The following is a 23,509-nucleotide window of genomic DNA, read 5'->3' on the forward strand; positions in this document are numbered from 1 at the left end:
AACGCGAGCGAAGCTGTACCTTACCGGTCATACAGGCCGGACAAAGGCAGCTTTTTTTGCTATTTGTGCCTGTTGCCTCGGTTCTTGAAGCTGGAATGTTATCGATTTAGGCAAAATGTACATCGAGGTTCAAATTGTCCATATGAATATCCCTTTTGTTTCATGCTACTATAGAAGTTGTACATGGGAATGGGTGGGAGGGAGCGTCTTGCGGTGGACATGGGGAAGCTTTACGCGAAGCGTCGCGTTTCGGTGGATCGTTTCTTATTCGGTTATTTTGTTCATTCCGGTCCTATTAAGCATCTTCATATATAGTCAAACGAGAGATATCGTCGAGAACGAAATCAAGAGAGCGAGCAGCGCGATGCTCCAGCAGGTACGATACATTGTAGACGGGGAGCTGCAGCAGACGGAAAGCCTAGCAGCGCAGCTTATGATCAACACGGATGTCCTCAAACTGCTAGAGAAAACCTCCACGGATTCTGAAAACGCTTACCTTGTCTATCGGATGAAGCAGGAGTTTAATAAGCAACTGTCCTCCAACGACTTTATAAAAGGGATATACGTGTTCTCGAGCGCGCAGGGGGCGGTGCTGTCGAGCGAGACGTATGTTGAGGAGCGGATGTTCTTTGAAATGAAGCATCATACGGAGTCGTTCGCTTACGAGGACTGGCTTGGACTCATGAAGGAACGGCAGCCGGGAAAATACGTCATGCTGCCGGTCGAGCTTCAAGGCAAACGCACGATGACGCCGTCGTATATCCGATCGTTCCCGGAGCAAGCAGGCGGAGGCTCTTCGGGAACGCTTCTATTCCCCCTGAATGCCGAGAAGATCAAAGCCATGCTCGAAAATATCGATTGGGTGGAGCAGGGACAAGTGTTCATCATGGATTCGAACAATCAAATTTTGTTCCGGAGCAGCGGTGATGCCGCGGAATCATTATCGGTATTCCCCGATTGGAACGATCGAGGAACCGGCACGTTCACCGATACGATAGAGGGAGTCGAGTCGACGATCACGCTGGAGTCCTCCGATACGACGGGCTGGAAGTACGTCAGCGTCTTCCCAACCGATGTCTTCTGGGAGCGCACCCGCGCGATCCAGACGATGAACCTGCTCGGACTGGTTGCGTGCATGGTGATAGGCGGCATGGTCATTTACTATTTTTCCCGCAAAAATTATAATCCCGTCAAACAATTGATGAGCGTGTTCTCCCGGGGCCCGCAGGAGGTCAGAGGGGCGGATTTGGACGAATATTCGTTTATTCGCAACAGTGTGCTCGAGACGATCCGCGAGCGTGACGACATCAACAATAAGCACGTTCAGCAGCTGAAGGTGCTGCAGAATTACTATTTAGGGAGGCTGCTCAAAGGCCAAGCCGACCGGAGCATGCCGCTTGCGGAAATGGCGAAGACGCATCATTTGGCCTGGACATCGGACCGGTTCGCGGTGCTATTGTTCTATATCGAGAGCGATGGCGTCGATGAAGCCGTTTTGTCGTTGTCCCCGTTCATCGTGTCCAATATCATGACGGATGTTGTGAAAGACCGCTTGCCGCTTCATTTCACGGATGTGGACGGAACGCTGGCGGCGGTCGTAAACGTGGATCCGGAGCGGGAGCATTCGTGGAAGGACGATATCGAGGATGCCCTTGCGCAAGCTTCCGAATTCATTTCGGCTCGTTACGACCTCCGGTTCACGATGTCGGGGAGCGAGCTCCAAACCGGAATCCACGGCATTCATCAGGCCTTCCTTCAATCGCTCGAGGCGCAGGAATACCGAATGGTGCTCGGCGAAGAGATGTTAATCTGGTACGGGGACGTTCAACCAAGCGGAAGCGGCTACTTCTTTACGGTGAACGATCAGATGATCCTGATCAATTTTCTGAAGGCGGACGAATTCGAAAAAGCGAAGCAGATGGTCGACCGTGTCGCGCATCAAGCGTTCCAAAGCCAAGCCTCGCTGGAAATCGCGAAGTTCGTTCTGCTTGACGTCGCAACGACGCTGATTAAGACGATTCCGGAGCAGGAGCAGTCCGGCATCGCCTGGGATGAATGGCGTCCGCTCAAGAGACTGCTCGGATGCGCGACGAAAGCGGATTTCCACCGAGAGCTGCTCGACATTCTGGAGCGGGTTGTCGCTGTTCTCCGCTGCAAGCCAACCGTTCAGACAAGCGTCGGAATCGGCGACAAAGTACTCGAATACGTGAGCGAGCATTACAATGACAAAAATTTAAGCGTCTCGCTGATCGGCGATCATTTCCGTTTGTCGCCGCAATACGTGTCGCGGTTGTTCCGCGAGCAGACGGGGCAAGGGCTGCACGATTATATTAGCCAAACCCGCGTCGAAGCGGCCAAGAAGCTGCTGCTGGAAGGCACGAGCATCGACGAGACGGCGGGCCAGGTCGGATTCGCGAGCGGTCATGCCTTCATCCGGGTTTTCAAGAAATACGAAGGCATTACGCCCGGCAAATACAAGACCATTCAGTGAGTGAGGAGGCAGTCATGGAAATTAAATCGCGCGGATGGTTTGGCAAAAACGTTGTCGTCGTGATCACATTCGCTATGGTTCTGTCGGGATGCCTCGGTGGGGACGGTCCTCGCGAGCGCTCAGCCGAGAGCCTGCCCTATGAGCCTGTAAGTCCCGCAGCTTCTGAGTTAGCCGCGGAAGGCGAGCCTTTCCGATATCCGATGGATGGGAAGCCGACGCTTACGCTCATGACGGAGTTTCCTGACATGGGGCTGCCGAACCGAGGGCCGATCGATCAAGAGTACGAGAAGAGAACGGGTATCGCCATCCGACATCTCGGTGGCGTACCGATGTCGGACAATAAGTTCGATTATTTGCTCGCATCGGGCAATTTACCGGACATTTTCCTGAACAATTGGCTGGAGTTTCCCGGAGGGCCCGAGAAAGCGATCGAGCAAGGCTACATTCTGCCGCTTAATGACGTGATCGAGCGGTATGCGCCGAACCTGAAACGCGTGCTGAAGGAGAATCCGGACATCGACAAAATGGTGAAAACGGATAGCGGCGTTTACTATGCGTTCCCATTCATTCGATCGGAGCAGGGCCGCATCTACGGCGGGCCGATCGTGCGCAAGGATTGGCTAGACGAGTTGGGCTTGCCCGTCCCGAGGACAATCGAAGATTGGTATGTGATGTTGAAGGCGTTCAAAGAAAAAAAAGGGGCAGCCGCGCCGCTGACGCTGCGCACCTTGTTCTTGGGCGAGAGGACGGCTGGCTTCGCCGGTGCGTTCGGGGTCATGGGCAATTTCTACGTCGAGGATGGCAAGGTGAAATACGGCTACATGGAGCCGGGCTACCGCGATTATCTGGCCACCATGAGCCAGTGGTACAAGGAAGGCTTGCTCGACAGGGATTATGCCGTGCTGGACCTGGAATCGGTCGACAAGAAGATGACTTCCGGCGCGAGCGGGGCTACGATCGGCTGGCAATCCTATATCGAAAAATATATGCTTGTTGCGCAGCCGGACGATTCTTCCGCCGTATACGCGGCCGCCCCGTATCCTACCCTTCGCCAAGGAGAGACGCCTAAATTCGGCCAGCTCGACAATGCCTATGCAGGCACGAGCTCGGCCGCGATCAAAGCGACGACGAAGCAATTGGAGGCGGCGGTCCGCTGGCTGGATTATGGCTACTCCGACGAAGGGAACATGCTGAACACGTTCGGGATCGAAGGGGTAACCTACACGATGGAGAACGGCGAGCCGTCTTACACAGACCTTGTTATCGCCAATCCGGATGGTCTCTCCAGCGACCAAGTCATGCTTCAGTACGCGCATCAGACGAACTTCCCGATGATTCAGCGCGACGCCAATCTGGAATGGAAATACGAGGAGACGAACGCTGCCCTGGACGTATGGAAGGAGACGGAGCACGAGAAGTACCTTCTGCCGCCGATTACGCCGACGGCCGAGGAATCGGGCGAACTGTCCGCTCTGATGAGTGAGATTAGCGAATACGTGAAGGACGCGGAGCTGCGAATTGTCCTCGGCATCGATCCAATCGAGGCCTACGACGAAATGGTGAAAGAATTGAAGACCCTTGGCATCGACAGAGTGCTGGAATTAAAACAGGCGGCCTATGAACGCTACTTAGAAAGATGACCTCCGGAAGCGGAGGTCTTTTTTTATTGAAGAATCGTACGCGGCAAAGCGGTTGCCTCACTCTCCCGTCGGCTCAGTTGAGGATGTACACAGTGTGAATGTGGTTATGGAGAACCTTGATGCACTCTCCCTTCAGTTCAGGTGAAGAAGGTAACCTCTCGATGAACTCTCCCGTCACTCAGGTTACTGTCTTTATTTCTTTACTTTGCAGCCCCCATAAAAAGTTTTTGGATAGATTCCATTGTCCTTCCTGAGCTAAGGGGAGAGTGAATCGAGGTTCGGAAATAGGGCGTTATGAGAAGTTGATTGGTATATATTTACAAAGCAGAACCGAGATCGGTAGAAAGAGTTGCCGAATTTCCGTTTTTGCGACTTGCACTCAAGATGTCACCTTCGATTTTCCTCGTTTCGTACATCGTTTCCGTTATTGCACATTGAACGGTTTAGGCTGGCTTCGGTACATTGATGGGGCAAGCAAAGTCCCATACGGCACGGGAGCTAACGCCAACTTTTCATAAGGATGTGAATACGGATGGCCGCTTACTCGCAAGAGCACGCAGCAGACGCAAGCCCGCTTTGGAAGCATGTCCGCAAGGAATGGAAGCTGTATTCGTTCCTGGTTATTCCGCTTCTTTATTTCGTCATTTTCAAATACGCGCCGATGCTCGGCAATGTGATCGCCTTCCGCAAGTACCGGGGCGGACCGAACATCTTCGGCTCCGAGTGGGTCGGGCTCCAGTACTTCGAGATGTTCATGAAGGATCCGACGTTCTGGCGGGCGTTCTTCAACGATCTCACTCTGAGCGTCAGCTACCTGCTCGTAAAATTTCCGCTTACGCTCCTCTTCGCGCTGCTGCTGCACGAAATCCGCTGGATGAAATGGAAGAAGTTCGTGCAGACCGTATCATACCTCCCGCACTTCATCTCGATGGTTATCGTCGCGGGTATGGTGAAGGAGATGGTGAGCTTGACCGGTCCCATCAACGCTTTGCTCGCGAAGCTCGGCATGGAGCCGATCGCGTTCATTTCCCTTCCGGAATGGTTCCCGACCCTATATGTTACCTCCGGCATCTGGCAGAGCCTGGGCTGGGGAACGATCCTCTATTTGGCCGCAATGACCGCGATCAACACGGAGCTTTACGAAGCGGCGAAAATCGACGGCGCGAGCCGGTTCAGACAAGCCCTGCACGTTACGATCCCGGGTATTCTGCCGACGGTGATGGTGCTTCTTATTCTGGATATCGGAAGCATTCTCGGCTCGAACTTCGAGAAAATCCTGCTTCTGTATAACCCCCTAACGTACGAAACGGCGGATGTCATCTCCACTTATGTGTACCGGATGGGGATTACGGGCGGCAACTTCAGCTTCGCGACGGCGGTTGGGCTGTTCGAGGGCATCATCGGCCTTATCCTAGTGACGATCGCGAACGAAGTTTCGAAACGAACAACGAAATCCAGCCTCTGGTAGAAAGGAGAGCCTTACATGAAGAGAACCAAGTCCATCAGCGGTTTCACTCTTGTGAACGGATTCATCATGATCGTTGTCGTCCTGTTCACGCTGTATCCGTTCATCTACCTCGTGGCGCAGTCCTTCAGCTCGGAGGCGGCCATTTATAACGGCGAAGTCAGCTTCTTCCCGGTCGAATTCACGACGAAGACGTATGAGGTCATCTTAAGCAAACCGGATTTCTTCCGCTACTACGGCAATACGGTTCTCTATTCGGTGCTCGGCACCGTCATCGCGGTCGCTTCGACGGCCGTCATGTCGTATCCGCTGTCCAAAGCGAAGCTCAGACTCAACAAAGTGTTTATCCCTTTTGTCCTGTTCACGATGTACTTCGGCGGCGGTTTGATCCCGAACTACATTCTGGTCGCCAAAGCGCTTGGCATGCGGGATACGATCTGGGCGATCGTCATACCGGGGGCGATCAGCGCGTTCAACGTCATCCTGATGAAGACGTTTTTCGCGAATATTCCGAACGAGCTGGAGGAAGCGGGACGGGTGGACGGCCTGGACGTGTTCGGCATATTCACGAAAATCATCCTGCCCCTGTCGAAGCCGATCCTGGCTACGATTACGCTCTTCGTCATTGTCGGTATGTGGAATAACTGGTTCGGTCCCTCACTGTATTTGCAGTCGAAGGAGAAATGGCCGATCGCGCTGTATCTCAAGCAAATTATCGACAACGCGGTCAGTCCGACCGAAATCGGAGCGGCCTCGGAGGAAACCAGCCAAATCGCGGCAACCGTCAAATCGGCCGCCATGGTGCTGACTTCTCTCCCCATCATTTGCATGTATCCGTTCGTGCAGCGGTATTTCGTGCAGGGCATGATGATCGGCGCCGTCAAAGGCTGATCGCAATCGGTATAACCGGTAAGGCTCGTCCGCCTGATCCGTTATATAAAAAACCATTCAAAGCTTGAACCATCAAAGGGAGGCAAAGCGATGAAAAAAGTAAGAAAAGCACCCGTAATGGCCGTGCTTGCGCTCATGCTTGCATTTATGGCGGCATGCAGCTCGAACGGCAACGACGACAACGGCGCGGGCAACGATACGTCCAAGCCGTCGGAAAGCGCGAACGCGAACAATGGCGAGGCGGCGGACTACACGTTCGGCGAAGGCCAGACGTTCCGCTCGAGCGAGCCCGTGACCTACTCCATGATGTACAGCGACCACGAAAATTACCCGTACAAGGAAGACTGGAGACTGTGGAGCGCAATTCAGGAAAAAACGAACGTTAGCTTCGACCTGTCGATTACGGCAAGAACGGAGTACGAAAATCAAAAATCGCTGCTTGTGAACAGCGGAGACGCGCCTTATATTATTCCTAAGACTTATGATGAATCCGCTTTCGTGGCTTCGGGCCAAATCGTGCCCGTCAGCGACTGGGTGCAGTACATGCCGAATTACATGAAAGCCGTGAGCGATTGGGGCATGGAAGAGGATCTGAAGGCGAAGCTGAAGGAAGACGGCAAATATTACGTGCTTCCGGGCATGTGGGAAGTCGCCGGCGGCGGTTATTCCTACATTATCCGCAAGGACGTGTTCGAGGCGGCCGGCGTCGACGTGCTCGGCCAAGAGGCGAACTGGACGTACGAGGAATTTTATGAGGCGATGAAGAAGGTCAAAGAGCATACCGGCGCCAAATACGTCATTTCCGACCAGTTCAAGGGCGAGTCGACGCTGAACATCGCGGCGGTTCAATATGGCGTTACCGGCGGCTGGGGCATATCGAACGGACTTGCGTTCGACCACGACAAGCAGGAGTTCTACTTCGCCGACGCTTCGGAAGACTTCAAGGCCTACTTACAGTATTTTAATAAGTTAGTCCAGGAAGGCATCATGGATCCCGAATCGTTCACGCAGGAAGACGATACGGCTCGCGCCAAGTTCTTCAAGGGCGACACGTACGTCATCAACGGCAACTATCAGCTCCTATCCGATTTCAAATCCAAAATGCAGGTGGACGGCGAGCTGTACATGATCGTTCAGCCGGGTGGACCGAAAGGCAAGCTGCAGATCGAAACCTCGAGACTCGAGAACGGCATCATGATCGCCCAGCGCGCGCTTGACGAGCTCGGCGAAGAGGATTTCATCAAGATGCTTCGCTTCATCGACTGGTTCTGGTATTCCGACGAAGGACAAACGCTCGCGCTGTGGGGCGTAGAAGGCGAGACGTACACCAAAGACGCGGAAGGCCGCATCGTGCTGAACAAGGACATCTATTACAATGGCATGAACGAAGGCGCACCGAAGCAATTGAACGTCGACTACGGATTTGCAGGCGGCATGTTCGCGTACGGCGGCACGGCCAAGCTGAAAACGTCCAAAATGACGGAGGGGGAACAGGATTATTTCAATCGGATCCTCTCCACTCGCGAGCCGCGCAAGCTGGCGCCTCCGATCATGGCGACGGCGGAGGAATCCGAGCAAATGAACTTGATTATGACGCCGCTTATCGACTACATCAAGACGATGACGCTGAAGTTCATCACCGGCCAGGAAAGCCTCGACAAATGGGATTCCTACAAGGCGCAAGTCGAAGCGAACGGAAGCACGCGCTACACGCAGATGGCAAACGACGTCTTCCAGAAGACGAAAAGCAAGCTGGGCTACTAAGTAATAGAAAATAAGAAGAAAGCAGGCTGGGCGCTTCGTCCTCGAGGGGACGAAAGCGTCCGGCCCTTTCTCTCGGAATGGGGGAGCTATGTATGCTCACAAACGAAAAAAGAACGGGATACGAGGCTTGGCTGCGGTATGAGGCGGCACAGTACGGCATTGTTCGAGAAGCCTACGCCTCGCAATGCTCGGCCATATCGGCGCTCGGATCAAGCAAGGTGCTAGTTACGGCGGTTCAAGAGCTTGCGGAGGCTGTCGGGGCCATTACCGGGCAGCAGCCGAAAATCGCAGCTCCGCCCGAGCGGCTCAGCTCCGGCGTCCTCATCGGCGTGAAGGGGATGCTTGATCCTGAGCTTGAACGCTTGACGGCGGATGATACCGCGCAAATCGGCGATGAAGGGTATTTGCTTCGGACACTGCCAGGGGCAGCGGGAGAAGCGGATCGTATCGCAGTCGTAGGGGGATCGGAAGCCGGGGCTTTGTACGGCGTGTTTCATCTCATTCGGCTGATGCAGCAAGGCGAACCGATCAACGCGCTGCGCGTGGTCGAGCAGCCGGCAAACGGGCTTCGCATGATCAACCAATGGGATAATATGGACGGCTCGATCGAGCGGGGGTACGCCGGAAAGTCGATTTTTTACCGGGAAGGCAAGTTTACGGAGGATTTTGAGAGGGTCCGCGACTACGCGCGGCTGCTCGCGTCCGTCGGCATCAACGCGATCGCGATCAACAACGTCAACGTCCATCGAGTGGAGACGAAGCTGATTACGGAAGCTTTCGAAAGCGAACTGAAGAAGGCCGCTGACGTCTTCGGCGCCTACGGCATTCGGATATTCCTCAGCGTTAATTTCGCAAGTCCAATCGCGGTCGGAGGATTGACGACGGCCGATCCGCTGGACTCTTCGGTCAGAAGCTGGTGGGCGGATCGGGCGGCAGTCCTATACCGGGCCATTCCCGAGTTCGGCGGCTTTCTAGTGAAAGCCGACTCCGAATTCCGACCCGGCCCGTTCACGTACGGGCGAGACCATGCAGACGGCGCGAACATGCTGGCGGAGGCGCTTGCGCCTCATGGCGGAATCGTGATTTGGCGCTGCTTCGTTTATAACTGCCTGCAGGACTGGCGGGACCGCCGAACGGACCGGGCCAAGGCGGCATACGATCACTTCACGCCGCTGGACGGGAACTTCGCGGATAATGTCATTCTTCAGATCAAGAACGGCCCGATGGACTTCCAGGTGCGCGAGCCGGTATCGCCGCTGTTCGGTGGATTAAGCCGGACGAACCAAATGCTGGAGCTGCAAATTACGCAGGAATATACAGGTCAGCAGAAGCATGTGTGTTATCTCGTGCCGTTATGGAAGGAAGTGCTGGACTTCGACACTCACGCAGCCGGCGAAGGCTCGACGATCGCCAAAATCGCGAGCGGCGCCGTACATAACCGGCCCCTCGGGGGAATCGCGGCCGTCTCGAACATCGGGGACGACGACTGCTGGACCGGACATCCGCTCGCCCAGGCGAATCTGTACGGCTACGGCCGCCTGACGTGGAATCCGGCGCTGCCGGCGGAGCAGATTACAAAGGAATGGATTCGCCGGACCTTGGGCGGCGACCCGAGCGTAGGGGAAGTCGTTGAGGACATTTTGCACCGGTCATGGGGCATTTACGAGAGCTACACCTCCCCGCTTGGCGTGGGTTGGATGGTTAATCCGGGCCATCATTACGGTCCGAACGTGGACGGCTACGAATATTCGAAGTGGGGGACGTACCACTTCGCGGATTGCCATGGCATCGGGGTGGACCGGACGATCGGGACGGGGACCGGCTATGCGGCGCAATATCATTCGCCTTGGCGGGAGACCTACAACTCGGCGGAGCTTTGTCCCGACGAGCTGCTGCTGTTTTTCCACCATGTCCCTTACACGCATGCCCTGAAGAGCGGCAAAACCGTCATTCAGCATATATATGATACGCATTTCGCAGGGGCGGAGGAAGCGCTCGAGCTGCTTGAGTCATGGCAGACGCTTGAAGGAAAGCTGGAGAACGGCTACTTCCGCCTGGCGGCGGCCCGTCTTCGCGAGCAAAGCGAGCACGCCAAGGAATGGCGGGACGTCATCAATACGTATTTCTACCGGAAGTCCGGAATCGCAGATGCTTACGGCCGATTGATTTACTAGGCGGGGAGAGGATCGACGATGAACAAAAAAACGTTATTCAACGACGGATGGGAATTCGCGAAAAGCGGTCTCGATGCCGAGGATTTCCGGGACCTGCGCTTCGAGGCGGTCGACCTTCCTCATGACTGGCTGATCTACCAGACGACGGCTCTGTACGAGAACGGGATCGGCTGGTATAGAAAGAGATTCGCCCTTGAACGGCCTTATGGTTCCGCCTCTGAACGGCAGCGCCTGCTGCTAGCGTTCGACGGGGTGTACATGGATTCATCCGTCTATGTCAACGGGAGCTTCGTCGGCGAATGGAAATACGGGTACTCTTCGTTCGAGCACGACATCACGGACGCTCTTGTCGACGGCGAAAATGAAATCCTAGTAAAAGTTCGGCATCAAAGCCCGAACAGCCGCTGGTATTCGGGTGCAGGCATCTATCGCAACGTCTGGCTTAAGACGAGAGGCGCGGCGTTCATCGAAACGGATGGCGTCTATGTTTCTATGCATAAGCAGGGAAACGTCTGGAGCATCGAGATCGAGACGGAGGCGCTCGCCGAGGATGGGGCGGTCATCTCGCACGAAATTTCCTATAAGGGGCAGAGCGTTGCCGCCGGCTTCGAGCCCGTAGCCGCGGGAAGCGGCGAGGCGCAGCGCAACCGACAGACGTTGACGGTCGAAGCTCCGCTTCTATGGAGCCCGGACGAGCCGAGGCTATACCGGTTGGTGACGAGGCTTCTTCGCGGGGATGCGGCCGACTCCACGGGGCGTCCCGGCGAGGTGCTGGAGACCGTCTCGCAGAACATCGGCTTCCGAACCATAGAGATGGAGCCAGAGCAAGGCCTGCGGGTGAACGGAGAGCGTCTGAAGCTGAACGGGGTTTGCGAGCATCATGACCTCGGCGCGCTCGGAGCGGCGTTCAACAAACAGGCGCTGCGCAGAAGGTTTGCCATTCTGAAGGAGATGGGCGTCAACGCGATCCGGACGGCTCATAACATGCCGGCTCCCGAGCTGATGGAGCTTGCCGACGAGATGGGATTGTTCGTCGTCTCCGAGGCGTTCGATATGTGGGAACGGCCGAAGACGCCTTACGATTACGCCCGCTTCTTCCCGGAGTGGGCGTATCGCGACGTGAAAAGCTGGGTGAGGCGCGACCGCAACCATCCGAGCCTGCTGATGTGGAGCATCGGGAACGAGATTTACGACACGCACGCGGACGAAAGAGGGCAGGAAGTAACCCGCATGCTGATGGAATACGTGCTGGAGTTCGATCCGAAGCGGAATGCGAGAGTGACGATCGGCTCTAACTATATGCCGTGGGAGAACGCGCGGAAATGCGCCGACATCGTCAAGCTGGCGGGCTATAACTACGCGGAGAAGTATTACGGGAAGCATCACGAAGAGCATCCGGATTGGATCATCTACGGAAGCGAGACCGCCTCGGTCGTCCAGAGCAGGGGCATCTATCATTTCCCGTTCGAGAAGTCGATTCTGGCGGACGATGACGAGCAATGCTCGGCGCTCGGGAACAGCTCGACGAGCTGGGGGGCGAAGTCAGCCGAAGCCTGCATCATCGCGGAGCGGGACACACCCTTCTCGCTGGGGCAGTTTCTATGGACCGGCTTCGACTACATTGGAGAACCGACTCCCTATCATACGAAAAACAGCTATTTCGGGCAGATCGATACGGCCACTTTCAAAAAGGATTCCTATTACGTCTATCAAGCGGCTTGGACCGATTACCGGAAGCAGCCGATGGTGCACGTGTTCCCGTATTGGGATTTCAACGACGGGCAAATGATCGACGTCCGCGTCTGCTCGAACGCGCCAAAGATTGAGCTGCTGGCAGACGGCGTCAGCGTCGGGACCCATATTATTGATCACGAGCACGGCGCTCAGCTGGTGGGCTGGTGGAAGCTGCCTTACGCGAGCGGAGAAATCAAAGCGATCGCATATGACGAGGCGGGGAACATCATCGCCACCGATGTAAGACGTTCGTTCGGCGACGCGGCTGCCATCCGCCTCCATGCGGATAAAGAGAGGCTGGCGGCCGACGGCGAGGATCTGATTTTCCTGGAGATCGGCATGGTGGATGCGGACGGACACACGGTCGACAACGCGAACAATCGGGTGCGGGTGGAGGTGACGGGCGAGGGGCGTCTGCTTGGCCTCGACAACGGGGACAGCACGGATTTCGACCCCTACAAAGGAACCAGCAGACGACTGTTCAGCGGAAAGCTGATGGCGATTATCGGCTCGACGCTTCAGCCGGGCAACATACAGGTGACCGTCCATTCGGAGGGCATGAGCTCCGTTACTGCGGCATTCATGTCGTATTCGGTTGGCGAGGGAGCTGCCGAAGGGGTATCCGCAAACGAAAGGAATCGGGATTTGCCTTGCGTAACGGGCCAACCGGAGGAAATTCCGCTGCGCAAGATCGAAATCATTAGCGAGAAGGGGCAGCGCTTCGACGAAATGGAGCGAGAGCTTATTGTCCGAGCCAAGCTATGGCCGGAGCATGCGTCATATCGCGAGGTGGAGTGGCGCGCCGTAACGGACGAGGGCATCGACTCGAATATAGCCAAGGTCGAAGCAAACGGGCTTACGGCGAAGGTAACCGCGATCGGCGACGGCTCCTTCCGGCTCCGCTGCACCAGCAGGAACGGGACGGATAAGACAAAGCTCATCTCGCAGCTGGAATTTCAGGCGACGGGACTCGGAACGGCTTATAAGAATCCGTACGGATTTATCACAGCAGGCCTTTACGATTACGGAAAGGGCGAGGTCGGCAACGGGAATGAGAGAGGCGTGGCGACCAGCAGGGACGGAGAGACGCACGTAGGCTTCCGGGATATCGACTTCGGTCCTTACGGCTCCGATACGATAACGATTCCGATCTTCGCATTGTCGAACGAGCCCTATGCGCTGCAGATCTGGGAGGGGATGCCGGACGAGGGCGGCGCGCTAATCGCGGACGCCGTATACCAGAAGCCGTCCCGTTGGAACGTGTATCAGGAGGAGACCTACCGTCTGGACAAAAGGCTGCGGGGAATAACGTCGATTTGTTTCGTATTGCGCCAGAAGGTTCATATCAAGGGCTTTACGTTCGAACGGCAAAGCCGGGCATTCGAGCGGAATTCCGCCGCATCCTGCGATAGAATCTACGGCGATACGTTCGCGATGGCCGGTAACTGCGTGGAAGGAATCGGCAACAATGTTTCCCTTGAATTCACGGAATTGGATTTTGCGGAGGATGGGGCAGGGTGGCTGGTTATAAACGGCAACTCCCCAGTCGACAAAAACACGATCCATATCCGGTTCGATGGAGAGAACGGTGAAAGCGCTCAGGTGGTGGAGTTCGAACGGACGAGCGGCTACGAGGAACGGAGGTACCGAATTGACCGGGTTAGGGGCATGATGAAGGTTACCTTCATCTTCCTTCCGGGCAGCCAATTCGACTTTGGATGGTTCCAATTCGAGAAGGAAGAGAGCATAGAATAGTAAACTAAAACATCAATCCTCGGATGACGCGGATTGATGTTTTTTTTACAACTAATCTCTCGAAATTGCTGTAAATAGGCGTTCTTGAAAATTGGTTGGAAAACTATTCATCAAAATAGTGCAACAAATGAACAAGATAATGTTTGTGTGTAAGCGTTTCATTTTCGTATAATAATGTGAAAGCGCTTCAAGCGGAGGATTAAAACTAATAACCAACGGTTAAATGGATAAAGCATCGGACTGATGCCCATTCTAGACATAAAGTCAGCGGGAGGAATCAGTATGATCAAGGTGCTTATAGTCGATGATGAGCCTAAGCAGAGAGAAGGCTTGCGTGCTGTTATCGATTGGCAGTCCTACGGATTCACCGTAATGGATACGGCGGCTAACGGAAACGAAGCATTGGATAAATATAAAGAAATACGTCCCGATCTTGTCATCGCGGATATTCGGATGCCGGGGATGGACGGCCTGCAGCTGGCAGGCAAGCTGCGGGCTATGGACAATAAGCTGCATATTCTCATATTGAGCGGCTACGCGGATTTCGATTACGCCAAGAAGGCGATGGCCCATAGGGCGGACGGCTATTTGATGAAGCCGGTGGACGAAGACGAGCTTGTCGATTATTTGACGAGAATCAAGGAGCAGATCGAGCGGGAACGGTACGCGGAACGATGGCAGCAAGCCACGACGGAATGGGGCAGGGAGGCGTTCATCCGGTCGCTCCTGAACGGCGCGGCGGAGGAGAAGGGAAGCCTTGAGCAGGAAGCGGAGCATCTCGGATTACGATGGAGCAGCTATCAGGTGCTGCTGCTCTCGGTGCATCAGAACGACGATGAGCTGGACGCGGACGTGCAAGCGGGCTTGCAGCGGCTGCTGACGGAGCTGTTCGAGCGGCCGGGCCGCGGCTATGTATTTACGAATCAATCGAAAATTGGCGTCCTGCTGAAGGAGCCGATTCTTAGCGTGGAGAAGGACGAGATCTACAAGGAGATTCAACGGGAGCTGCAGAAGTCGGACACGGAATTCTCAGTGTCGATCGGACCGAAGGTTCACTCGCTCTCGGAAATCGCAAGCTCGTATGCCGCGGCAAGGGATTTGAACAAAAAACATTTTTTTATAGGTGACGGCCAGTTGCTATGTCCGGATATGGACCAAACGGGCGAGCAAGCGGCCGCCGCCGAACAAAGCCGCAGCACGGAAACCTGCAAGGAGCAGTTGTACTATGCGCTGGAGGTAGGCAACAAAGAGACGATGCAAGCTCTTCTTCGGCAGACAGGTCAGAGCCTGATGGCGCAGGGATACGGAGAAGGGGAGATTAAACGCCGTTTCGTCGAGCTGCTTACTTCCATTTTGGGCAAAGGACTCAAGCAATCTCCCCAGCTGCAGAGCCGGAGCGAAGAATATTCGGATTATATCGCGGAGATTTATAAAGTCCGTACGCTGCAAGGCGTCTACGACAAAGCCGGACATTTCCTCGAGCAGATGATGAGTCAGCTGAGCGAAGGCGGGAATCATCGCGAAGTGAAAATGATGCTGGACTTGATACATCGTAATTTCAGCGACAACCTGAAGCTGGAGACGCTATCCGGCATCTTCAATTACAACAGCGCCTATCTGGGCAAGCTGTTCAAAAACGTGACCGGCGAATACTTCAACACCTATCTGGATAAAGTTCGAATCGAGAAGGCGAAGGCTCTGCTCGAAGAAGGCATGAAGGTGTACCAGGTGGCGGAGAAGGTCGGCTACACCAACGTTGATTATTTCCACACCAAATTCAGAAAGTACGTCGGAACGTCGCCTTCCGCTTACCGGAAGACGGCTCATCATGCATAAGTCAGAAGGTTGCTACGCAAAAAGCGCGAATCTCGAGTAAAGGGATTCGCGTTTTTTGTGCAAAAAAAGTGCTAACGTAAGATTATTACATGAAAAAGCAGCTAATTATAACCGTGTTTAAGCGCTTCCATTACACGGTATGATAAGTGTGAGCAACAATAGTAATGGAATTTTCCCACTTCGGAGTCAAAGTATCCCGGTTCGAGGCGAGAGCATCGGGCCATATTAAGGGATGAGTCGAGCCGGAGAGAGACTATTCTTCCGGCTGCAGCTTCTTGCGGAAGTCCGATGGCGAGCAGTTCATCATTTTGCGGAATACCCGGATGAAATAGCTGATGTTGTCGTAGCCAACCTCCATCGCGATGTCCGAAATCTTCCTCTCCTGCTGGCGAAGCAGCTCGGCCGCTTGCCTGATCCGGTAGGAGTTGATGTAATCCATCGGGCTCTGGCGGGTCATGGATTTGAAGAAACGGGAGAAGTGGCCTTCGCTCATCGGGATGAGGGCGGCCAGCTCGGACAAGCGGATTTGCCGTTCGTAGTGCTGCTGAATATATTCAATGACGACCTTCAGCCGTTCGATCTTGGACGATTCGCTTCGACTGCTATCCGTCCGGCTGCAGAGCTTGCCGCTTGCCGCAAGCTCTGCGAGCATCAGAAACAAACGGCCCTTCACGGCGCCTTCGAAGCCTTGCCGCTGATCGTAGCAGCTGTCCATCATGGCGGCAATATGATCCAGCAGACGGAGCTCGTGCGGCTCGTCGCGCTTCATATGCCGAGGGAACGTCGCCTGCCGCTCGATTAGCGGGAGAATCAGCTTCTCCTGCACGGCGTCATAGTTCGCGCTCGCGAGCAAATTCGTATCAAACACGAGCGAGAAAAACGAGCAGCCTTCGCTGCCATGCGAGTGGGCGGCATGAATATCGCCTCCGTCCACGAAAACGGCTTCTCCCGCTCGGACTAGAAAATAGTCGGTATCCACCTGAAACAACGTTTCGCCTTCGCGGCAATAGAAGATTTCGGCTTCGTCGTGCCAATGGCAGTCGATGACATGCTCGCCGGGGCCGTATTTGAGCCAATACGTGCCGAACGGATGCTGCTCGTCTCCATGGGTTCGGCTTTCCTTGAGGGAGTGTCTTGTTGTAGGGTCCAATCGTATCACCTCGTCATGATCGTGTTATAAATCGGCTGAATTATGTTAGTTTGGTTCCATAACAATCAGTATAATGCAATTATTGAGGGAATAGTAGTAAAAAAATTAAGGATAGAAGGGCGGCTTCTCAACGGATGAAATTTACGGATGGCAACTGGATGATTAGAGAAGGATATGAGCTTTCCACGGCGGTTCAAGCTCATGAGATTTGGGAGCAGGACGGAACTTTGAACGTGGCGGTGTCGACCACGCCGATTCAAGGACGCGGCAACATGATCAATACGACTCTCCTAACGGTGCAATTCCATTCGCCGATGCCGGGCGTTATCGGAGTAAAGCTGACGCATTTCGCCGGAACGGTCGACCATGGACCGGCATTCGAGCTTGAGACTTCGAGCGGACATGCGGTCATTACGCAGGACGAATCGTACGCCGAGCTGAGAAGCGGCGAACTGAGCGTCCGCGTATCCAAGGGCCCGCAGTGGAAGGTCGATTTCTTCCGCGGCACGCAACGCATTACCGGCAGCTCGTTCAAATCGATGGCTCATGTCACGGATCCAAGCGGAGACGTCTTCATGCGCGAAGAGCTGGATCTGACAGTCGGCGAGTGGGTATATGGCCTTGGTGAGAGGTTCACTTCGTTCGTGAAAAACGGGCAAGTCGTTGACATCTGGAATAAGGACGGCGGCACTAGCTCGGAGCAGGCGTACAAGAACATTCCGTTCTACGTGACGAACAAAGGCTACGGCGTATTCGTCAACGACCCGGGCGGCGTTTCTTTCGAAGTAGCTTCGGAAAAAGTGAAAAAAGTGCAATTCAGCGTACCGGGCGAATCGATCGAGTACTTCGTTATCGACGGACCGGAGCCGAAGGACGTACTGGATAAGTACACGGCTCTTACCGGCAAGCCTGCGCTGCCGCCGGCATGGACGTTCGGCCTGTGGCTGACGACTTCCTTCACGACGAACTATGACGAAGCAACGGTGAATTCGTTCGTCGACGGCATGGCCGAGCGCGACCTGCCTCTGCACGTGTTCCACTTCGACTGCTTCTGGATGCGCGAATTCCACTGGACGGATTTCAAATGGGACGAACGCGTCTTCCCGGATCCGGTCGGCATGCTGAAGCGCTTGAAAGAAAAAGGCCTGAAAATTTGCGTTTGGATCAACTCCTACATCGGTCAGCGTTCGCGCTTGTTCGAAGAAGGCAAGAAAAACGGCTACTTAGTAAAACGGACTAACGGCGACGTATGGCAGTGGAACATGTGGCAGCCGGGCATGGCGCTTGTGGACTTCACGAATCCTGCTGCCTGCGAATGGTTCGCCGGCTACCTGCGCGAACTGGTCGACATGGGCGTGGACAGCTTCAAGACGGACTTCGGCGAAAGAATTCCGACGGAAGACGTGGTTTATTTCGACGGCTCCGACCCACAGAAGATGCACAACTATTACACGCAGCTTTACAATAAAGTCGTATTCGAGGTTCTCGAGGAGAAGCTCGGCAAAAATGAAGCGGCATTGTTCGCCCGTTCGGCTACGGTTGGCGGCCAGAAGTTCCCGGTTCACTGGGGCGGAGACTGCTATGCCGATTATGAATCGATGGCGGAAAGCCTTCGCGGCGGCCTGTCTCTAGGCCTTTCCGGCTTCGGCTTCTGGAGCCACGACATCGGCGGCTTCGAGAACACGGCACCGTCGCATGTATTCAAGCGCTGGCTTGCGTTCGGCCTCTTGTCCAGCCACAGCCGTCTGCACGGCTCGAGCTCATACCGAGTGCCTTGGGCGTACGACGACGAAGCGGTCGACGTCACTCGTTTCTTCACGAAGCTGAAATGCACGCTTATGCCGTACATGTTCGATACGGCCGTCTACGCGACCGAGAGAGGCGTGCCGACGATGAGAGCGATGTTCCTTGAATTCCCGAACGATCCGGGCGCGGAGATGCTCGACCGTCAATATATGCTCGGCGATTCGCTTCTTGTCGCGCCGGTATTCAGCGAGCAAGGCGAAGTTACGTACTACCTGCCAGAAGGCAGCTGGACTCACTTGCTGTCCGGCAAGACGGTCGAAGGCGGCAAATGGCTGCGCGAGACGCATGATTTCTTCAGCCTCCCTCTGTTCGTCCGTCCGAACACGATCCTGCCTAAAGGCGCGGTGGATACCCGTCCGGACTACGACTTTGCAGACGGCGTTGAGCTGGGACTGTACCAATTGGAAGAGGGTCGCGAGGCGTCCCGCACGGTACGTAACGTCAAAGGCGAGGTTGAGCTGACGGTTACGGCCCTGCGAGAGGGATCCCGCATCACCGTTCGCGCCCAAGGCGCAGGCAAGCCGTTCCGCGTATCGCTGTACGGCATGGGCGCGGCATCTGGCGCGCAAGGCGGCAAGCTGGCTGCTGACGGCACGGTTGAGGTGTCCGCGTTCTCCGGCTCCGCCGAGCTGATTATTTCCTTGTAAGCTTTGAATTCGCCTTAACCGGAGGTTGCCGGCGGCGGCCCAAATCCATTAAGATGTAGCTAAAGAGCCGGAATTCCGGCCGAATGCACGATATCCCCTCTTCTTTTAAGAGGGGATATTAGCATTTATATAAATAAACGCGAAGGACGGACTGCCGCTATGTTGTACAAGTGGATAAGGCTGACGAATAACCTTAAGCTGAGGCATAAATTAATCGCTTCCTATATATTGGTCGTCATGATTCCCGTCATGATCATAGGGGGCGTAGTCGTCGGCTACTTCCGGGCTCAGGCGATGGACCGGGCGATCGAACAGGCGATCAACAATGTCGAGAAGACCAAAACCCAGCTGACTAACATGTTGCGCATTCCTCTCGAGGTATCGGATAAGCTTCTGCTGGACACGGGGCTTGAGCGAGTGGCTACGACGAGATATGAGAGCGTGCTCGAGCTGACCAAGGAGTACCGCGCTTATGAAGGCTTTAAAACCTTCTTTAAATTTTATCGCGAATTAAGCGGAATCCGGTTCTATTACGAGAATCCGACCTTGATTAATAATCTCGAGCTAATACCGGTCGACGAAGAGATCAGGGACAGGCATTGGTATCAACAGGCCAAAGCGTCCAAAAACGTGAACTGGTACTACATTAACGACGAGGAGCATATTCCGGTGCGCAAGCTGAGCTTGATTCGGCAGGTATCCTTCCAGGATCGGCAAGCGTCCGGCGTTCTGATGGTGTCGCTCGATCAGCAGGAATTGAACCGGATGCTCGCGCAGGAGCCGTTCGAGACGCTGATCGCGGATGATCGGGGTTATGTGGTAGCCGCCCAAAATCATTCGCTCGTAGGGAAGACGCTTAACGCGTTGGAATACGGCGCCGATCTAAGCGAAGTGCCGGTTGGGAGCCACAAGCTCGACATTAACGGGGAGCCATCTTACGTCGTCGTGGATAAGCTCACGCCGGAGCTGAGCGCCAGCAGTCTGCGAATCATATCGGTATTCACCACCGAATCGATCGTCCAAGACGCGAACCGCGTCAGCGTAATCGGCTTATTCCTCATCTTGCTCGTTCTACTTATCGCGTTATTTTTTGTCGCTACCGTTTCCCTGTTAACGACGAATCGGCTGCTTCGGCTGAGCCGCCACCTGAACAGGCTGGCGCTGGGTGACCTTCATGTCGTCTCCCGTATCGACGGGAATGACGAGATCGGTCAATTGTCGCGTCAATTCAACTACATGGTGGACAGCATCCGGACGCTGGTCGTGCAGGTCGTGGAGAAGACGGAGCAGAACAATGCTCTCGAGCTGGCGCAGCGGGAGATCAAGCTGAAGATGATGGCGAGCCAGATCAACCCGCATTTCCTGTTCAACGCCCTGGAATCGATCCGGATGAACGCATTAATGAAAGGCGAGAGGGAAATCGCCACGGTCGTCCGCATGCTCGCCAAGCTGATGCGCAAAAATCTGGAGGTCGGGCGCGACCATATCCCGCTGAAGGAAGAGATCGAGATGGTCCGGTCTTATTTGGATATCCAAAAATTCAGGTACGAAGAACGGCTCCACTACGAGCTAACGATCGATCCCGACGCCCACGATGTACAAGTGCCGCCGCTCATTATCCAGCCGCTTATCGAGAATGCCGTCGTGCATGGCGTCGAAGGCAAGGAAAACGGCGTCAAGGTCGACTTGATCATTCGAATGGAAGGGAAGGAAGCGGTCGTCACCGTTCGTGACGACGGGCTCGGCATGACGCCGGAGAGGCTGAAGGAGGTGGAGTCCACGCTTTCCAGCCCGGAGGATTCCGGGACAAACCGGATCGGACTAAGGAATGTGCACGAGCGGCTCGTCATGACGTTCGGCGAGAGACATGGCCTTCGAATCGCAAGCGAATACGGGCATGGAACGACGTTTGTATTCACGCTGCCGGCTGCACCGTCTGCTCCAGAGCAGGGTATGTAAAAGCGGTGTCCTAAAATCCGACAAATTCCATGACTAATTTTTATATGGTTTTGTTTAAAATCTATAGGGTATTTACGATATCCCCTCTGCTTTATCATAAAGCTATAGAACAGAGGGGGGATTGCACCGATGGAAACGCTGCCAACAAAAGCTTCAGATCATGAAAGCGTTGCCCCTACACCGCAGAAGAAACGGGAAAGAGGAGTATGGAAGACGCTGGTACAGCAAAAGTATTTATACTTGATGTCCTTGCCATTCATTATATGGTTGTTCGTCTTCAACTACCTGCCAGTGTGGGGCTGGACGATGGCGTTCCAGAACTACAAGCCGGCCAAATCGTTTGGTGAACAGAAGTGGGTAGGACTCGAAAACTTTATCGACTTGTTCCAAGACGAGAGGTTCTATCTCGTACTGAGGAACACGCTTGCGATGAGCGTCATGGGGATCATCGCGGGATTCGTTGTCCCGATCGCGTTCGCGATATTCTTAAACGAGCTAAGAGGCAAGTTTTTTAAACGTACGGTGCAAACGGTTTCTTATTTGCCCCACTTTGTATCCTGGGTCGTTGTCGGGGGCATAGTAACGAAAATGCTTTCCATCGAGGGCGGCATTGTCAACGAACTGCTGCTCTGGTTAGGGGTCATAAACGAACCAATCCAGTTCATGGCCAAAGGCGAATGGTTCTGGGGAATCGTAACCGGCGCCGACGTCTGGAAGGAAACCGGCTGGAACGCGATCATCTATCTCGCGGCTATCGCGGGCATCGATAAAGAGATGTACGAAGCGGCGCGCGTCGACGGAGCGGGACGGTTCAGACAGATGTGGAGCATCACGCTGCCAAGCATCCGGACCACGATCTCCGTGCTCCTGATTATGTCCATCGGCCACTTGATCGGGATCGGCTTCGAGAAGCAATTCCAGCTTCAGAACTCGCTTGTTACCGATTATTCCGAGGTGCTCGACTTGTATGCCTTGAACTACGGTATCGGCATCAGCCGCTTCTCTTACGGTACGGCGATCAGTATTTTCACATCGGTCATCAGTATTTTCCTGCTGCTCACAGCGAACGGCGTTATGAAAAAACTAACAAAAGAAAGCATCATGTAAGGAGGGGACAACATGTCAGACAAAGCATTCAACGCTACGAAGTCCGATAAGGTTTTCGATACGGTCAACGTTATCATCATGCTGCTGATTATGGTGGTTACTCTGTATCCCTTCCTGAACGTGCTTGCCATTTCATTAAATGACTCGCAAGATACGGTCCGCGGCGGCATCTATCTCTGGCCTCGCGAATTAACCTGGGAAAATTACGCAACCATCTTCAGCTATACGGGACTGCTGCAAGGCTTGAAAATTACGATACTCCGCACGATTTCGGGTACGCTCCTTGGTTTGCTGAGCGCATCCATGCTGGCATACGTGCTGAGCCGTCCGGATTTCAAATCCCGTAAAATGTTTTCCTTGATTTTGGCTCTAACTATGTACTTCTCGGGCGGACTTGTTCCAACCTACATGCTGATGCGTCATCTGGACCTGATCGGAACGTTCTGGATCTACATCCTTCCGGGTCTCGTCAGCGCCTTCAACGTATTCGTTATCCGTTCCTTCATCGACAATCTGCCTTATGCGCTGCAGGAGTCCGCTAAGCTGGACGGAGCGAACGACTTTACCATCTTCTACCGGGTTATCCTGCCGCTTTGTAAACCGGTATTGGCAACCATCTCTTTGTTCCTGGCCGTCGGCCAATGGAACGCGTGGTTCGATACGTATCTCTATAACGGCAACAAACCGCATTTGACTACGCTGCAATTCGAACTCATGAAAGTCCTTCAGAGCACCAACCAAGGCGCGAAGATGGTGAACGCCAACGATATGGCGAACCAGATGGCGCAGGTGTCGCCCGAATCGATCAAGATGGCCATTACGATCGTCGTTACGATTCCGATCCTGTTCATCTATCCTTTCCTGCAAAGATACTTTATCTCCGGCATGACGCTGGGCGCGGTAAAAGCATAAGTTAAGTCCAATCCATCGCAAGGATTTCCCTTACGAAGGCGGAGCATAAAGCTCCGCCTCAAGGGGAAGAAGTCTGGCAGTTCTTTTTAAGAAAAGAATGTAAGCCCTTACTACCATGGTTTTACTAGAATACCAATTATTCATCCCGGTATAAGCAGGTTTTGCCTGATATACAATA

At 54.4% G+C, this 23,509-nt stretch carries 13 protein-coding genes; 12 read left to right on the forward strand and 1 reads right to left on the reverse strand.

Annotated elements, in window-relative coordinates:
- Positions 1–208 precede the first annotated feature (208 nt).
- From NQZ67_RS01175 to NQZ67_RS01210, 8 genes are all read left to right on the forward strand, one after another.
- Positions 209–2,491, forward strand: a complete 2,283-nt coding sequence (locus tag NQZ67_RS01175) for an AraC family transcriptional regulator (protein ID WP_257442014.1) — start codon at positions 209–211, stop codon at positions 2,489–2,491.
- A gap of 14 nt (positions 2,492–2,505) precedes the next feature.
- On the forward strand, positions 2,506–4,131 hold the full coding sequence (locus NQZ67_RS01180; protein ID WP_257442015.1) for an extracellular solute-binding protein: 1,626 nt from the start codon (positions 2,506–2,508) through the stop codon (positions 4,129–4,131).
- A gap of 532 nt (positions 4,132–4,663) precedes the next feature.
- Positions 4,664–5,599 (forward strand): ABC transporter permease, encoded by a 936-nt coding sequence (locus tag NQZ67_RS01185; protein ID WP_257442016.1) that lies wholly within the window; start codon positions 4,664–4,666, stop codon positions 5,597–5,599.
- Between the two features lie 15 nt (positions 5,600–5,614).
- Positions 5,615–6,487: a carbohydrate ABC transporter permease gene (locus NQZ67_RS01190; RefSeq protein WP_257442017.1), complete on the forward strand. Its 873-nt coding sequence runs from the start codon at positions 5,615–5,617 to the stop codon at positions 6,485–6,487.
- A gap of 90 nt (positions 6,488–6,577) precedes the next feature.
- On the forward strand, positions 6,578–8,251 hold the full coding sequence (locus NQZ67_RS01195) for an ABC transporter substrate-binding protein (RefSeq protein WP_257442018.1): 1,674 nt from the start codon (positions 6,578–6,580) through the stop codon (positions 8,249–8,251).
- Positions 8,252–8,343: 92 nt separating this feature from the next.
- Entirely contained in the window at positions 8,344–10,425 is a 2,082-nt protein-coding gene (locus NQZ67_RS01200; RefSeq protein ID WP_257442019.1) for an alpha-glucuronidase family glycosyl hydrolase, read from the forward strand.
- 18 nt (positions 10,426–10,443) lie between these two features.
- On the forward strand, positions 10,444–13,914 hold the full coding sequence (locus NQZ67_RS01205; protein WP_257442020.1) for a glycoside hydrolase family 2 TIM barrel-domain containing protein: 3,471 nt from the start codon (positions 10,444–10,446) through the stop codon (positions 13,912–13,914).
- 282 nt (positions 13,915–14,196) lie between these two features.
- Positions 14,197–15,750, forward strand: a complete 1,554-nt coding sequence (locus NQZ67_RS01210; protein ID WP_257442021.1) for a response regulator transcription factor — start codon at positions 14,197–14,199, stop codon at positions 15,748–15,750.
- Positions 15,751–16,003: 253 nt separating this feature from the next.
- Here the strand turns inward: NQZ67_RS01210 and NQZ67_RS01215 are convergent, their stop codons facing one another.
- The gene (locus tag NQZ67_RS01215) at positions 16,004–16,900 is read right to left on the reverse strand and encodes an AraC family transcriptional regulator (protein ID WP_257442022.1); all 897 of its coding nucleotides are present in this window, start codon (positions 16,898–16,900) and stop codon (positions 16,004–16,006) included.
- A gap of 134 nt (positions 16,901–17,034) precedes the next feature.
- On the opposite strand from NQZ67_RS01215, the gene yicI reads away from it, so the two are divergent.
- From yicI to NQZ67_RS01235, 4 genes are all read left to right on the forward strand, one after another.
- Complete coding sequence (gene yicI / locus NQZ67_RS01220; protein ID WP_257442023.1) at positions 17,035–19,353, forward strand: alpha-xylosidase; 2,319 nt, start codon at positions 17,035–17,037, stop codon at positions 19,351–19,353.
- Positions 19,354–19,512: 159 nt separating this feature from the next.
- Positions 19,513–21,312 (forward strand): sensor histidine kinase, encoded by a 1,800-nt coding sequence (locus NQZ67_RS01225; RefSeq protein WP_257442024.1) that lies wholly within the window; start codon positions 19,513–19,515, stop codon positions 21,310–21,312.
- 129 nt (positions 21,313–21,441) lie between these two features.
- The gene (locus NQZ67_RS01230) at positions 21,442–22,419 is read left to right on the forward strand and encodes an ABC transporter permease (protein WP_257442025.1); all 978 of its coding nucleotides are present in this window, start codon (positions 21,442–21,444) and stop codon (positions 22,417–22,419) included.
- A gap of 12 nt (positions 22,420–22,431) precedes the next feature.
- Positions 22,432–23,331, forward strand: a complete 900-nt coding sequence (locus tag NQZ67_RS01235) for a carbohydrate ABC transporter permease (protein WP_257442026.1) — start codon at positions 22,432–22,434, stop codon at positions 23,329–23,331.
- Positions 23,332–23,509: the final 178 nt, after the last annotated feature.

The sequence above is a fragment of the Paenibacillus soyae genome (assembly GCF_024623455.1).
Lineage (GTDB): Bacteria > Bacillota > Bacilli > Paenibacillales > Paenibacillaceae > Pristimantibacillus > Pristimantibacillus soyae.